18 protein-coding genes are annotated in these 14747 nt (G+C 60.7%); 15 read left to right on the forward strand and 3 right to left on the reverse strand.

Annotation, left to right across the window (positions count from 1 at the left end; genetic code table 11):
• The first annotated feature begins 2 nt into the window (after window positions 1-2).
• The 15 genes from OTER_RS22605 (at window position 3) to OTER_RS22675 (ending at window position 13012) form a co-directional block, all read left to right on the forward strand.
• The gene (locus OTER_RS22605; RefSeq protein WP_012377267.1) at window positions 3-383 is read left to right on the forward strand and encodes a hypothetical protein; all 381 of its coding nucleotides are present in this window, start codon (window positions 3-5) and stop codon (window positions 381-383) included.
• Between the two features lie 229 nt (window positions 384-612).
• Complete coding sequence (locus OTER_RS22610; protein ID WP_148218219.1) at window positions 613-1020, forward strand: hypothetical protein; 408 nt, start codon at window positions 613-615, stop codon at window positions 1018-1020.
• 98 nt (window positions 1021-1118) lie between these two features.
• Entirely contained in the window at window positions 1119-1676 is a 558-nt protein-coding gene (locus OTER_RS22615) for a DUF4133 domain-containing protein (RefSeq protein ID WP_237702416.1), read from the forward strand.
• Window positions 1673-4366, forward strand: coding sequence for a hypothetical protein (locus OTER_RS22620; protein ID WP_012377270.1), 2694 nt, complete (start codon window positions 1673-1675; stop codon window positions 4364-4366). Before OTER_RS22615 ends, OTER_RS22620 begins: the two co-directional genes overlap by 4 nt.
• Window positions 4363-4908: a hypothetical protein gene (locus OTER_RS22625; RefSeq protein WP_012377271.1), complete on the forward strand. Its 546-nt coding sequence runs from the start codon at window positions 4363-4365 to the stop codon at window positions 4906-4908. Before OTER_RS22620 ends, OTER_RS22625 begins: the two co-directional genes overlap by 4 nt.
• Before the next feature lie 96 nt (window positions 4909-5004).
• On the forward strand, window positions 5005-5535 hold the full coding sequence (locus OTER_RS22630; RefSeq protein ID WP_237702417.1) for a YMGG-like glycine zipper-containing protein: 531 nt from the start codon (window positions 5005-5007) through the stop codon (window positions 5533-5535).
• Window positions 5532-6341 (forward strand): hypothetical protein, encoded by an 810-nt coding sequence (locus OTER_RS22635; protein WP_012377273.1) that lies wholly within the window; start codon window positions 5532-5534, stop codon window positions 6339-6341. Before OTER_RS22630 ends, OTER_RS22635 begins: the two co-directional genes overlap by 4 nt.
• A 45-nt stretch (window positions 6342-6386) precedes the next feature.
• Window positions 6387-6629, forward strand: coding sequence for a hypothetical protein (locus OTER_RS22640; RefSeq protein ID WP_012377274.1), 243 nt, complete (start codon window positions 6387-6389; stop codon window positions 6627-6629).
• A 9-nt stretch (window positions 6630-6638) separates the two neighbouring features.
• On the forward strand, window positions 6639-7835 hold the full coding sequence (locus tag OTER_RS22645; RefSeq protein ID WP_012377275.1) for a hypothetical protein: 1197 nt from the start codon (window positions 6639-6641) through the stop codon (window positions 7833-7835).
• A gap of 221 nt (window positions 7836-8056) precedes the next feature.
• A complete protein-coding gene (locus OTER_RS22650; protein ID WP_012377277.1) occupies window positions 8057-8689 on the forward strand; it encodes a hypothetical protein in 633 nt (210 codons plus the stop codon).
• Window positions 8690-8701: 12 nt separating this feature from the next.
• Window positions 8702-9601, forward strand: a complete 900-nt coding sequence (locus tag OTER_RS22655) for a hypothetical protein (RefSeq protein WP_012377278.1) — start codon at window positions 8702-8704, stop codon at window positions 9599-9601.
• Entirely contained in the window at window positions 9598-10713 is a 1116-nt protein-coding gene (locus tag OTER_RS22660; protein ID WP_012377279.1) for a TrbI/VirB10 family protein, read from the forward strand. The genes OTER_RS22655 and OTER_RS22660 overlap by 4 nt, the downstream gene beginning before the upstream one ends.
• An 87-nt stretch (window positions 10714-10800) precedes the next feature.
• Window positions 10801-11292 (forward strand): hypothetical protein, encoded by a 492-nt coding sequence (locus tag OTER_RS22665; RefSeq protein WP_148218221.1) that lies wholly within the window; start codon window positions 10801-10803, stop codon window positions 11290-11292.
• 6 nt (window positions 11293-11298) lie between these two features.
• Entirely contained in the window at window positions 11299-12228 is a 930-nt protein-coding gene (locus tag OTER_RS22670; protein WP_012377281.1) for an AAA family ATPase, read from the forward strand.
• A 13-nt stretch (window positions 12229-12241) separates the two neighbouring features.
• Complete coding sequence (locus OTER_RS22675; RefSeq protein ID WP_012377282.1) at window positions 12242-13012, forward strand: response regulator transcription factor; 771 nt, start codon at window positions 12242-12244, stop codon at window positions 13010-13012.
• An 86-nt stretch (window positions 13013-13098) separates the two neighbouring features.
• On the opposite strand, the gene OTER_RS22680 is transcribed toward OTER_RS22675, so the two are convergent.
• The 3 genes from OTER_RS22680 to OTER_RS22690 form a co-directional block, all read right to left on the reverse strand.
• The gene (locus OTER_RS22680) at window positions 13099-13395 is read right to left on the reverse strand and encodes a hypothetical protein (protein WP_012377283.1); all 297 of its coding nucleotides are present in this window, start codon (window positions 13393-13395) and stop codon (window positions 13099-13101) included.
• 508 nt (window positions 13396-13903) lie between these two features.
• Window positions 13904-14116, reverse strand: a complete 213-nt coding sequence (locus OTER_RS22685; protein ID WP_044891969.1) for a hypothetical protein — start codon at window positions 14114-14116, stop codon at window positions 13904-13906.
• A gap of 110 nt (window positions 14117-14226) precedes the next feature.
• On the reverse strand, window positions 14227-14589 hold the full coding sequence (locus tag OTER_RS22690; protein ID WP_044891970.1) for a hypothetical protein: 363 nt from the start codon (window positions 14587-14589) through the stop codon (window positions 14227-14229).
• Window positions 14590-14747: the final 158 nt, after the last annotated feature.

Consider the following 14747-nt stretch of genomic DNA (forward strand, 5'->3'; position numbering starts at 1 on the left):
GCATGGAACCCGCCCCGCTCAGAAAACCCCGCAACTACTTCGACACGTCCACGCGGCCGGTGCATGTGACGTTCGACGACGGGAAACACAAACGGCGCAATTTCCCCTGGCTGCACTACGTCGAGGCATCGTGGGATTACGCGGACCGCGATGTGATCAGAATCTTCATCAGCGATCTGCTTGTCCTCGTCGCCGGCCATAACCTCGGAGCGCTCTTTTCCGCACTCGAAGATCAGACGCTCGCGAGAGTGCGCGCGCAGCCCGACCTCGCGAACGACCGCGAGCATGACGCGGATTCGTTCGTCACAAGCATTCGGTTCCTGAAAGTGCCAGACGCCGTGGCGCGGAACGGACAAATCGAGCTGAATCTCGACGGAGATTGAACGGCGTAAGCGCGGAGAAATACGGCGGCCGAAATATTTGCGCTGCGTTTTCCAGAGGAAGAAAGCGTCGCAACTTTCTACTGCGATTTAAGTAGGCGCGCGCTCTTGTGGTGAAGCTGCGGATTTCGATTTTCCCGTGCCGACGCGAGCGAATCCATCGCAGATGCGACGGATGAGGGAGCGGCGGGGATCGGCCCCCGATTAACGCCGGCACAGAGGAAAAATCAAAATGACAACGCTACTGTTCATGCTGCCATGGGTGGCATCGGTGTGCGGCGCAGTGATGATCGGAAAGGCACTGCGCCTTTGGGAAATCCAGCCGGGGTTCGGAGACAGTCGGAAGCGACTCATGGCCCTGCTGAGTGCGTCGCTCCTGTTCCCTTCGCTCGCCCGTGCGCAGGCGGTGGATTTGCAGACGGCCGTCGAGTCCGGCAACGCGATCATCATGTATCTGAGCGGAACGCTGGCGGCGGTCGGAATCATCGCGGCGGGCGTCGCGATGATGATGGGCCGTCAGTCGATCGCAAAGTGGGCGTTCGCCGGTGCATTCGTCAGTGGGCTCGCTTTCGCTATCGTCCGGACGATGTGGGAGAACTTCGGGCTGACCGCGCCGGATGTGAGCACGTTCACGCCGTAATTGGCCCCACCGCCGAGGAGGACTGCCCAGTGAATAGCGAACACCTCAACGAGCACGACTCACAGCAAGGTGCGGAGTCGAAAGGCGAGTTTCTCGGGATGACGGGGAATTCCGCCTGGTATCTTCTGGGGTCGGCCGGCGTAAGCCTGCTGATCGTGGTCGTGCTGTGGGGAATGTTGGGACTGTCGCTGTTCCTGTGCGTCTTCCTCGGAATCGTGCTGTGCGGTCTGTCTCTGGCGTATGTGTTCGTCCTGAAAAACAATCGTCCGCAGCATTACGACACCGACTTCTTCGAAATGGCGTTGGTTGAGGCGGGCGTGATGCCGGTGGCGTTTGGGCCCCGCGCGAAGCGCCCGCCGAATCCCTTCCGCGCGGAGGAAACAATCGAGCTCCGTCACGAATCTGAGGAAAACGCACCACGGAAATCGAAGACGGCGCAACGGAGTCCTTCCCCGCAACCGCACGCCGGCAGGCCACACACGACGTCGAATTCAGGGGCGCTGGTCGGTCGGACGACTCGAACAAACGGGGCATCTGGTGAGGATACGGTGGCGACGGTGCCGCTCGTTGCGTTCGAGCGCTTGCAGGCGGAGCTAAACGACACTGCGGCGATGTTGGAGGATGCGTTGGCTGACGGTGAAGAGGAGCACGTATGAGACTTGAACCTGTCGACGGCTACTTCGGAGAGAACCTGATCGTTTTCGAAGACCTGAAAATGATCGCGCGAGGATTTGAAATCACCTCGCCCGATCTCGAAAACGCCGACCCCGTTCACCACAACACGCTGGAGAGCGATCTGATCGCCTTGCTCGCCGTGCTCAAGCCGCACCAACGCATGCAGGTGCAGTGGGACCCGAACGGAAGTTTCCGTCCGCGGCTCTTGAGTTATCGCAACAAGACCGCCGAACTCGCGAAGAACCCGTGGACGGAGCGCGTCCGCAACGAGATCTTCGTGCGAGGGTGGAACGCGGAGGACGCGGGGATGCTTCGGTGCGAACGGCTGCGGGTATATTTCACGAACGAGGTGGCTGCGGAGGTGCGCAGCGAGAGGCGCTCCAAACGGTCTGCCTCAGCGATCCTCGGAGCGTTTCAGGAGGAGTATCATCAAATCGGGCGATTCCTGGAAGCGTTGTTCTCGACGACCGGCGGACGCGTGCGGCCGATGAACGACGCCGATCATTTTCTCCACTATCTGGAGTTTCTGAATCCCTCGCTTCCCGAGCAGAAGATTTCCGATCCATTGGAGTTCTTCGATCCCGAGAAATCGATCCAGGAGAACTGCTGGAACGGTGAATGCCGGCCGCTCGAAAAGCCGGACACCGGTTTCTATCACGACGGATATTTTCACGCGATGCTCGTGTTGAAGGCGCTGCCGAAACGAACCCGCCCCGGCATTGCGTATCTCCTGACAAAGCTCGGGTTCCGCGACTACAGCATCACCGTCAACGTCGAGCCGGTCGACGTGGAGCAATTGATCGAGAGAGAGCAAAAGGAGCTGTCCCGCGTCGAGGGCGACTACGAGGGATTGAGGAAGATCAAGCTGCTCGCCGCGATGAAAACGAAGGCGGCGAAGATCGCCCGCTACAGCAACGGCGACAGCTCGCCGTATCGGCTCCAATACATCATCCGCGCGTGGGACAAGTCTCGGGAAGATCTTCGTGCAAAGCTGACCGCGCTCAAAGCAGCCATCGGCAACATGGAGCGCGCGGTCGCTTACGAGCCGGCGCTGGAAACATCGGCGCGCAATTTCTTCTACTCCTCGTGGCCGGGTTGGTCGTTCAGCGGCTATGATGCGCTGTGGCAGCACTACGATGACGCGCTGGTCGCGAACATTCTGCCCTTCTCCTCCACTCCGATCGGATATCTAGACGACGCCGAGTTCATCTTTGAAGGCGCCAATGGGAACCTGGTGGGTGGACGGACATTTGTCGGCGAAGGCAACAGCTTGACGCCGCAAAACGCCGTCGTGCTCGGCACGGTCGGCTCGGGCAAGACAGTGCTGACGATCAGCATTCTCAGTCAGACCGAATGCTATCGCGCGTTCACGATGATCGTCGAAGAAGGCGGCGCCTACAGCACCTACGTCAAGACCGTCGATCCGTCGGCCGAATCGATCGTCATCCAGGCGAACGGAAAGCTGTGCATGAACTATCTCGATACGCGCGGTCTGCCGCTCAGCGGTCTCCATCTGAGCGCCGCGGCAGCGTTGCCCATGCTGATGGTAGGTCAGTCGAAAGATGAGGACAAAAACCGTCTCCGTCAGGCGCTCTTGGTGAACGCGATCAATCGTTTGTATGACGACTTCGCGCGGTCGCACTCGAACAGACACCCGGACGCATGGTTGTCGCTCGCACGCCGTGCGTGCGCGCTGGACGCCTGGCGGCGTGAACGCATGGGGCCGCAGGCGACCGATGTGGACGCGTTTCTCGACTTTGGCGAATTCCGGCAGGCGCACGCGGACGAGGCCGAGTCGTTCCTGGCTAGTGTCTCGGAAGCCGATGCGATCCGCTTCGCGAAAGACGCAGGCACAGCGGCCCAGGTGCGGAACCTCGTCTTCGCAGAGTTCAGTCCTGCGGAGTATCCGCAACACGGCCACCTTCAGGAATTGCTCGCGGCGGAAGCGTCGGGTTCGCACGCGGACGAAATGCGCTATCTCGCGACTTTGCTCGAACCATGGTCCTCGAACGGCGCGTATGGCGATCTCTTCGACGGCGAGTCGAACGTGAGCCTCACCGGTAAGATCGCGCACTTCGAATTAGGCTACTTGCCGGAGTCGGCGGAGGAATTGAAGGCGATGGCCGCGTTCCTCATCGCGAACTACACGCGGTCTCACATGATGCGTCTTCCGCGCGGGCTGCGAAAGGCGAACGTCTTCGAAGAGGTCGCGCGTTTCGCGCTAATTCCGACCGGCAAGAAGGTGCTGCGCGAATCCTACCAACAGTTGCGCAAGTATAACGTCTGGAACCTCGCTTCGGTTCAGAATTACGAACTGTTCAAGAGTTCGGACATTCGCGGCGCCGTCCTCGGCAACAGCCGAATTCTCTTTCTCCTTCGGCAGAGTGACCGCGCCGATGTGGAAGATCTCGCGAAAGATTTCCCGATTCCCGGCGCGGTGCAGGACGCGGTGATGACACATCCGGAGCCGGAGAAGATCGTCGGGCAGAAATACTCGCAGTTCACTTATTATCACACCGACGAGCGGCGGCCGATGATCGTGACAATGCGCAATGTCGCGTCGCGGGAGTTGCTCTATTGCGCGGCGAGTTCCGGCGCGCACTACGACAAACGGGCCAACGACCTGAAGGGCTACGCAAGTGTGATTGATGGAATCGTGGCTAACGCATGAAAACGCATCAGGAACTATTGATCGAGGCGCGGCGCACGGAGGCACTCGGCAGCGCTTATGCCGACGACTACCAGCGAGCCATCGCAGCGAATGACTCGCTCGCCGCGCGAGTCGTGATGACCTTCTCCGGCGATCGCACGCGCCTCGAAGCTTTCCGCGAGTCGCAAGAGCGAGCGGCGTCGCACCACATTCATCGCTGGATCGAAGCCGCCGTGGTCGACGGCATCCTCGAATATCGGTTGCTGCAAACGGAGGATCGAGAGGATGGCGTCAGCGTTGAACCGGAGTTCGTGTTGGGAAGCGATTCAGCGTTCGACGTGCTCGCGGAAGCCTACGAGCTCGAAGAATCGGAGCGGTTGGGTGAAGTGCTCGCGCCGTTCATGGAGCGCATGGAAGCAGACGGCGTAGCGGATTCCATCGAGCCGTCAGCGGTCGAAGAAGTTGAGCAGATCGTTCGTGCTGGCGAACTCCCCCCCTGGAGAGCGAATGCACACGAAGGCGGATATCGTCGACTTCCTCGAAGGCCGACTCGGGCCGAGTGAGTTCATCCTGGCGGTCGTGGGACGCCACCGCCGTCGCCAAAGCGAAACGGAAACCATTTCGGAAAGCCGCGGTGAGCGGCTTTGCGTCGACACACCATGACGGCATTGCGCCGGAAAAGCATGATGAAAGGAGCAAGTATGAACCGATTCCTGGACAATCTCGCCTACGCGCAGCCCTACATCATCGGGCTGTTGTTCATGTTGGTGGCCCTTCTTTTGACCCCGGGATGCGCCACGGCAGGAGCCGAGACCGCAGGTCGCACACGCAACTTCGCGACGACCGCGACGACGACGGCAGTGGGTGCCTACGTCGGTGCGAAGGAGGGAAACGGCAAAGCGAAAAACGCCGCGGTTGGCGCGTCGGCAGGCTTTGTCGTCGGCGAGGCGATCAATTACCTCAGCAACAAGGCGCAGCGTGAAGCTTACCTCGCGGGCTATGAGAAAGGGCAATCGAACGCCGTGAAACAGCAGTATTGGGTTGCGCGCGAAAATCAGCGAGCTGCGACCGATGATGGCTTCGAGGAAGCGCTTTACGAGGTCAGCATACCCCAGACGGACCGCGACGGTGTGCGCCGGGAACCGACCACGCGCGTGATTCGCGTGGTGTTACCGAAGGAGGAGTCATGAGAGCGCGAGTTTTCATCGCAATCGCCAGCGCGGGTCTGAGTCACGCGTGTTTTGCGCAGTGGGCCGTGTTCGACGCCGTCAACCTGTCTCAGAGCGTAACGAACTATGGCGTGATGGTCGAACAACTCGCCCGACAGGCCGATCAGATCGCGAATCAGGTTCGGCAAATCCAGCACATGGAAGACCGTCTCAAGCGGTTGGGAAATATGGCGGACGTTAAGGTCATTGTAGGATTCCCGGAGTTGAGCGTGGACTTGAATCTCCCGACGCAGGTCAAGGTCTGGGCGGAGAATGCCGGGAAGGTGAATGGGGTCGGCATTTTCGGTGACACCCGGGACGGCATCTTCCGACCCATCGTAAACGAATTCCCGGACTTCGATGGCACGATGATCATTCGTGAGCCGGACGTCTATAAGCCGGCGCACGACATCACCACGAAGGTCGATGAATTCAAAGTGGTTCAGCAGGACGTGTATCTCCGCCGGGACGAATTGAGGAAGGCGATCTCGCGCACAAGCGAGGCGCTGCGAGTTGCCGAAACCGAGGCGGAGGAACAGAAGCTGAAGGCCATCCTTGATGCGCAATACGACCAACTTGCGGCGATCGATTCCGAAGTGACGTTAAGCGCGGCCGAAATCCAGGTGCGGGCGGCTGAATCCGCGGCGATGGTGAACGCGCAGAACGAGGCCGACGCGGAGACGCGGCGGAAGCTCGCCCAGCAGGAGGCGTCGAGGGTCACGACGACGTTTACGCCCAAATACAAGTGCCTCCTGACGCTCGTAACGGAAAAGCCATTCGCTCCCTAGCCGGGGGCACGAAGCGAGAATTTTCCGGTCTCAAATTTGTTCACCATGAAGACGATTCTTACGCTCACATTGATCCTCTTCGTCGCCACCAACTCGGCTTGCACCGACACCCGAAAAGAGGCTGAGAAGGCGAAGGCCGATGCCGACGCGAAAGCACGCGCGGAGGCCGCCAAAAAGGAAATGGAAACGCTTCCGAAGGTGTTCCGGAGCCGCAACATTTTCGAGAAAAACGAGCCTCCGAAGACTGAGACCAAGTCGGCGGAAACAACCCCAGCCAAGAAATCGTAAGGATTCAAAATGGCAGCGACCGGCGGCATTCTACCCTCCTCCTACTTCGACGGTCTTTCGACGTTGTGGGGAGTCTGCGCCTACGTCGGTAGCGCTATTGTCGCCATGGGCTTGGTCTTTCAGGCGGTCCGTATGAGGCCAGATCCCGTCGGATACATTTGGCTGTTGGCGAAGGTGCTGATGATCGGCATCGGGACACTGTTTATTCGAGAGTGGCTGTTGAGACTGAACGATCTCGTGGTCGCGTTTGCGGGAGTCATGGGGGTGGACCCAACGGAGGTAGACGACAAATTCGTAACTTTCATCTCGGGAAAGACACCCTCTAAGCCCGATACCAGCATCTGGGATGTGATTTGGGAGACGCGCTCGATCGGAACCGCGATTTGCTACGCGCTGCTCTGGTTCTTCGGGTGGATGGCGTGGGGCCTCCAGTATATCGTCAAACTCATCGGTGATATACTTCTCACCTCCGGGTGGGCGCTGACGCCAATTTTCCTCGCGTTCTTCATGCTCCGACCGATGACGGGCGTCGCCCTGAAATACATCCTGGGCCTGGTGGCGATCGTGTGTTGGCCGTTCGGCTGGGTGATGGCGGCGGTGGTCACCAATGCGATGCTCGAAGCGGCGGCAACCGCGAGTTTGATTCCGGTTGTCGTTCCTGGCGGGGCTCCGATTGCTCCCGCACTGACGGTGCTCTTGATCGGGCTCTGGATGATGATCACAGCGGTGCTCGCGCCCTACATCACCTATCGAGTGCTGACGAGTGGTGCCAACCCTGCCGCAGCTTTTGCCCAAGGCGTCGGCGGAGTCGTTCAGGGCGCACTGGTTGGTGGAGTCGCCGCCTCTACTGCCGCAGTAACCGGTGGCGCAACCGCTGCCGGCGTAGTTACCGCCGCTGCGCTCGGTGCGATGGCCGGCGGAACGGAATCAACGGCGCGCGGCGGCGGCTCTCCCCGCACGACGTCGACGATGGCCGGCGGCCTGGCCGGATTTTACGGCGGACGATTCGTCCGTCAGCAAACCGGAGCCATGAGGGATATTGCCACGGCGGACATGCGACGTGCGGCAGCATCCGAAGAATTCACGGCTCAATTTCGCGAGCACACGCGCCAGAGAAACCAGCAATCAAGTGACTTTGCGCACCAGCCGCATCATCCTGATCCCAATCAAGCCGCCATCGAAATCGAGTCCCATGCCAAAGGATGATTACAGTGAAGCACGCCGGCTGTGGAAAGAGGCAGACCGCCGCCTCGAAGCCTCGGAGCGCGAGTTTAGCACGCTCTTCATGAATTGCATGTTCGGTCCCGACGCCGAACTGCGTCGCACGCGAAAGAATTCCCCGCGCCCCTGCGTCAACGTCACCCCTCCCAAACAACCTCCAAAAAAGTAGTGTTATGGTCGCCTCTGCCGAAACTCGTGCGGCGCCAATGCCGCACACGTCCAGCTTCGGCAAACCAAAGTCCACGCTGCTCGCGATCTTCGCGCGGCAGCGCCGCCAGTCTTTGATCTGGTTCCTTGTCGCCATCGCCGCATGGCTATGGGCCGCTTGGGACCGCCACGTGTTGGTTGAACAACTGACGCGCAAACGGGAGGTGCTCGTGATCGACAGCCTTGGGACGTATTACGTCTCGCCGGTCGTCGACATTCAGCACGCGAAAGATCTCCACGCCCTGCAAACGAAGTGGGCCTGCAAGGCGCTCTTCGAGCGTAATCCAGAGGGCATGGATCACCCCGAGTTGTTCAAGCAACTCTTCCTGAAGGATGCGGCCAAGACCGCGCAAACGGCGATCGACAAAACGAAGGCGGAGTTTCAGGCGAAGTCGCTCCACCAAAAGGCGGAGATCGATCCGCCGGAAGTTCTCAGCGCGCGCGACAATTCGTTCTACACTTCCGCGAACGTGCAATTGATTCGGGTGGGAGCCTACCAGGGCACGCCGATCACCGAGGTGCTGCGCTATCGGGTGAAATTCAAATTTGTGCCGAACCCGGACATGACGCGCAACGGCCGGTTTCCAACCGCGGTTGCCGCATTCCAGGTCGAACGCGCCGAGAAGTCGTAACCGGAGGTCGTCATGTTGAAGGTCGCAGGAGTTTTTCTCGCAAGCGTCTCGGCGCTGACGGCGCAGACGATCCGCGAGTTCACGCTCGATCCCCATCAGGCGATCGGTTTGCCCGTGTCCCGGGAGGTAACGACGGTCACGCTGCCGGCGCCGATCACAGCGGTCGCCGGGGCGGACATGCTCATCGAGGACGGCCGTGCTGCGGTTGAGGTCGATGAAGGCACACCGGTGCGGTTTCACGTCACGCACGCAAAAGGCACCAACTTTCTCATGGTCCGCAGCGTTCAACCGGACGCGAGCGGCACGCTCACGATCATTTTCGAGGGCTCTGCCTACGTGGTGCAGCTTCAGGCTGTCGCGGCGAATCCGGTCGCGAGCGCGATTTTCCAGCGACGTCCGACGGACATGGCGCAGAAAATTGATCGGCTGCCTGAGCCGGTGAAGTTTTCGCCGCGCGTGGGACTGAGCGTGCTCGATCGCGCTCGCGCGTATCCCGTCCTGGCGCGAGCGCTGCCCAAAGCAGTCGAAGGCGTTTCGGTGAGCGCCCAGGGCCGAAAGATTGATCTGCCTGACATCGAAATCGAGGTGCAGGAAGTCTACCGGTTCTCGCGCGAAGACGCCGTCGTTTTCCTGCTCAACCTCCGCAACAAGACAGATCAGGTGCTCGAACTCACGCCCAGCACGTTCGCGGCGCGTGTGGGCGACGAGAGATTCGAGCAGTCGATAGCGAATGGCCCGCGCGTCTTGCAGCCTGGCGAAAGCCGCGAGGCGGAATTCGCGGTAATCGGAATGCCAGATGGAACGCGCAACGATCTGAGCGCCGACAACGCGTTCACCATCCTCGTCAATAGTTCGCCACGTTCGGCGACTACCGTCGCGGCGCCGACAGCAACGGAAGGGCCGCAATCATGAACCCGCGTAGACTGAAGAATTTTCTCACAAGCAGGTTCGGCATGTTCCTGGTGTTTGTTGCCGTCCTGTTCGGCGGATTGTTTGTCTACGGGCGCAACCAAGCGGAGCAAAAGCAGGCTGCGCGCCTCGCCGCATCAGCCAAAAAAGCCGAGGTCGGCAAAGTGAAAGTGCCGCTGGATGAAGGGCTGGAAAGCGGAGTGCCGCAGCAGGCGACGGTGAGTGACTCTGCGAAAGAAAATGCCGGCGGACGAATCGTCCCGTTTCGTCCGCCGCCGGCACCCACGCCGGCGCCAGCATCGGCTCCGGAACGCGCGCAGACTGAAGCGCCCGCCCGAGAGAAGCCGCCACGCAAGGTGCGCTATCAGACGTTACTCGCGGCTTACGTGCCGCCCGCGCCACGGCACGTCGATCCAGAGCCGCCGAAACGATTCCTCCCGTATGGCACGTTGCTGAAGTGCAAGTTGGTGAACACGGTCGACAGCTCGAATCTCGAAACACCTGTCATCGCGATCTTGTTGGAAGACGTATGGCAAAACGGGCAGCGCGTGATTCCGGCCAACACGCTCGTGCACGGCACCGCGAAAGCGGGGCGGATTCGCGACCGGGTGAGCGCCAACGGAACGTGGCGCTTTGTCTGGCAGGATGGACGGGAGCTCGCGTTCAACGGAGTCGCGCTCGACCGCGAATACGAGCACGACATCGACGGCTACGGAATCACGGATGGATCCGGAGGAATGAAAGGCCGGGTCCTTGCGACCGATGATCTGCAAGAACTGAAGATGCTCGCATCCGCCGCGCTGAGCGGATTCGCGCGCGGCACCCAGGACCGCACGCAAACGGCGCTCGGCACCACGATCACGGGCTCGGTCTCGAACGGCGTGCGCGAAGGCGTCGGCGACGTGTTCGATCTCTATGCGCAACGGACGCTGCGAGAGATCGAGGCAAATGGATACTTCGTCCGAGTGCCGGCGGGGAAGGAATTCTATGTTTACGTCACCGAATCCGTGAACCCCGAGAAGGCCAAGATCGCCGGGACGAAGGTCGAAGCGACCGCGGCGCCCACGTCCGCCTCGGAGGCTCCAACGGAGAACGGTTCGAGAGCGAAAGGATAAGCCATGCGAAATTACTGGATTCTAGTCGCAGCGGTTACGGTGACGGGATGCGCGACTCACCGTCCCGTCGCCAGCATCACGCCTGCCGTGACGTCTTCTCCAAAGCCGTTGGTGCGGGAGGCCGGAGCGACGCGCGTCGTTGAGACACGCTACGAGGTGAGAAGCTATCGCGATCCCGATGACCCGCGCGTGCGCCACGATGCTCACGCCGTCTACAGAGCGACGCGAGTGCCAGCACAAATTGAGGCGCTGGAAACAACGCCTCGAAACAAGGCCGCACCGATCAGCTACGCGCCGTTGCCGCCGAGTGCGGAGCTGGCGGCGGAAATCGCGACGCAAAAGGAAATCGGCGCCGAGCTGCGCGCGATTCGGTCGCGCATGGCTTCGGTCGAACAGCAGGCACGAGCGCAGCTCGGGACTCTGGCCGATCAGACCGAGGAGACCGTGAACCTCCGCAGACAACTCGAGGAGGAGCGCACGCGAGTCCGAGAACTCGAATCGAAGGTGAGCGAACATGTGGCAGCTCCTCCCGCGATGCCGTCACCGCAGATGGCGTCCGGAACTGATCCGAAATGGTGAAGCGTCATGAGCGCGACGAACCCAACAATCGAAAGACTCCGCACGCTGCCTGCCCGTCTGCAAGAGCTGGTCATCGGTCAGGAGACGGCGGTTGCGACCGTGTGCGAGCGGCTTCAGCATGGAGAACTCGGCCTCACCACGCCCGGTCGGCCGAAGGCGAGTTTTCTCTTTCTCGGGCCGACAGGGGTCGGGAAAACCGAACTCTCGTTGCAGTTCACGCATGACCTCCTCGGGCCGAACAAATTTGTCCGACTGGACATGTCGGAATACCAGACGAAGGAAAGTGTCGTATTGCTCCTGGGAAAGTCGGCGAAAAAGCAGGGGCGGATTGCTGAAGGTCACGACACGTGCGGCGGCATCGGCACGCTGTTGTTCGACGAGATCGAAAAGGCCCATCGCGAAGTGCTGGACGTGTTGCTGCAACTCCTCGATGCGGGACGCCTTACGACAGGCGCGAACCGCGTCCTGGATTTTTCGCGCTGGTATATCGTCCTCACGAGCAACATCGGGGCGCAACGCATCATGGCCATGAGGAAGTCGAAATACGAGACGATGGAGCGGCTCGTGCGGCAGGATGCGCAACGGGAACTGCGTCCCGAAATCCTCGGGCGCATCACAGCCTCCATTGTCTTCGACAAGCTCGGTTACGACATCCAATGCCGTATCGCCGAAGGAATGGTTCAGCGCGAACTCAGCTCGCACCGCGCGCGCGGCTACCTGATGAACGCAGGCGCCGGGGTGCTCGAAGCGATCATCCAGCGCGGCTACAATGACCGCTTGGGCGCGCGGCCGATGCGTGACGCGGTGGAGCTGCTGGTGCGCAACGCCCTTTCGGAGAATTTACTCAACGGAGGTCGCGGGATCGGTGAGCTGCGAGGCCACCCGACCGGAACCAAACTGGAATTGCTGCCGACCGCGACGGCAGCGGCAGCATGAAAGGGAAGTCGTCATGTCTCACGGTGCTCAACTACGGATTGTCATTTTGAAATGGGACCGCCTCTACGGTGATCTGATTCGACGCCACATTTGGGATGTTTGGCCCAACGCGGTCGTTTGCGTGTTCCAGCATGGAATCGACGCGCTGGCCGATATTCAGGATGCGGTGCCGGACTTGTTCGTGACCGGCGTGTCGATCGACGACATGGATGGCCTCGAACACTGCGAACCGTTCATTGAAACGTCGCTGCCGATCCTCGTCGTGACGTCGCGACCGAACACCCGCATGTTCGAGATGCTCCGTGGTATTCGCTACGATGGCATCTTCGACGGCTCTACGGAAGGAATGGATCACCTGCCGGTGGCGCTGCGCCATGTCGTCAATCGCCGTCCCTACATCAGTCCATCGATGCTCCCTTTTTTGAAGGAGCGTAAGAGCACCACGCTGGAAGATCTGACGGAACGCGAGCAGGTGGTTCTCTCCGTGATTGGCGACGGCTCCGACAACAAACAGGCGAGCGAACGGCTTGGCATCTCGCGTTACACGGTGTTGACGCACCGCGAATCGATCATGCGCAAGCTCGACCTCCATCATTCGAGAGAGCTGATGCAATATGCGCTGGTGCACGGCTACGTGGTGATCACAGCCAAGGGAATTTACCGCCCTGGCTTTCAACGGCGGCTCGGCATTGGAGAGCGCCGACATGGGCGTGAGTCGGGATCGAAGGCAGCCGGTCGGGCGGACGCGAACGGCCGCGCAGCGCCAGCGGTGTTCGATCAGTAGCTGGGTTTGTGAGCTTGGTGACGTGCGCCGATGCAAAATTGAAAAGCGGCCGGTTTGCACCGGCCGCTGGGGACGAGTCAGTCGCCTCATGCCTCGGCTCGGAGTTCCGCGAGCCGCTCGAAGATGAACGTGTGGGCGCGGTCGGCGAGCTTAGCGACCAACGGCAGGTCGTCGCGTCCGAAGCTGTCGGTGTCGTGCGGCTGCTTGTCCTCGCCGGTGTAGACCCGTGCGAAGGTCACGTTGAAGAACTTCTTCCGGTCGGCTTCGTTTTCCCAAACGGCGGCTTTGATCCGGCCGAGGCGGAAGGTTTGCACCGGGAGCTGTTTCGCACTGGAGGGGACGTTGCTGGCTGGCGTGGCGGTCTGAGCGTTTTTGGAGGGCATGATAGTTCCTTTTGATTTGTGAGGAGCGGGATTGCTCTCTCGCCCCGAGGCGGGGGAGCCGACCGGCGCGAGGGGACAGTTTGGGGGATTCCTTTCAAGGAGCACCGAAATGGCCGGGTCCGCTTGCGGCGCGCCGGTGGGAGGTTCCGCCAGAGAGAGCAATCATGCTCCCGCAAAAGGAACGATCCGCGCAGCGGAATTGCCGCCACAAACGCGGGCGCAACGCAGGCACGAACCCATCATGTGCGTGTAGTGCGCAAACGTGCTTGGCCGGATGATTGCCGCTGGGGAAACGAAACCGGCTGAAGTTCTCGGTGACGTCGCGTCGAACCGGCGAGGCAGCGCAACGATACCACGGTGACGGCGACCACGCGCAGGCCTGCTCGCACGCCCGCACGTTTTTTCGAGGCGCAGCGGAAGGATCGAGGCTTGAGGCGACTGGCTCGCCTTCCGCCGGCATCTCGGCTGCGACTATTGGCGATGGCGCACGCGATTGTTTCGGTGAGCATCATTTTGCGAATGCCTTCAGCCGGGCGTTCAGGACTTTGATATCGATTTCAGCGCCCGCGGCGGTTGCGCGTGCTTTCGCGAGTCGAACTTCGGCCTGAAGCAGTTCGTGCTTCAGGCGGGTCAGCTCATCGGGGCTCACGGCGGATCGAACGGACCGCGTTGAGCGGGCCGAAAGATCGAGTTGGGATGGTTCAGAGTTTCCGTTGTTCATGTATTGTTCCTGTCTTGGCGTGCTGGACCGGTTGGTGATTTAATGGAGAATGAGAGCACGTGGGCGGCAGTGAGACGCCGCCCATGTTGACGGCCGTAGGGGCCTACTTCTCACACGGCCATCCGAAGGCGATTGGTGATGGCCTGTTCGAGTTGCTCACGTTCCGCGATATGGGACGCCACGAGAGCGAGCGCCGGATCGTAGAAGACATTCGAACGATGCCGCACCGCGAATCCCATTCGCGTCGTCTCCACCTGCCACTCGGCAGAGGCGGCGACCCGCATCTCGGTGTGATCCCAAAGCCTCACCCCGCCGCCTTCGAATGCTGGCGTCGTTTGAAGAAATGAGGCGACGGCATCCTCCGGCGAAACGACGGACGGGCCGTGGTTGTGGTGCAGGCCGTTCTTCGCCTGGCGATAGACTTGATAGCGATGCGGTGTCGCTGACGGCGGCTCCGCGAGAAGTGATGTCACTGTATTTGTCATGTGGATTCCTCCGATTCAGGTTTCTCTGAACGAGGTGAACATCGTGCCTCACACGCATCGCGCACAAGTGCCCGCGTCTGCTGAAATCGCAGCATCGCGCCTGCTGCGATTGCAGTAGCCGGCCTACGACGATTTCAGCAGGGGCG

The organism is Opitutus terrae PB90-1 (assembly GCF_000019965.1).
Classification (GTDB): domain Bacteria; phylum Verrucomicrobiota; class Verrucomicrobiia; order Opitutales; family Opitutaceae; genus Opitutus; species Opitutus terrae.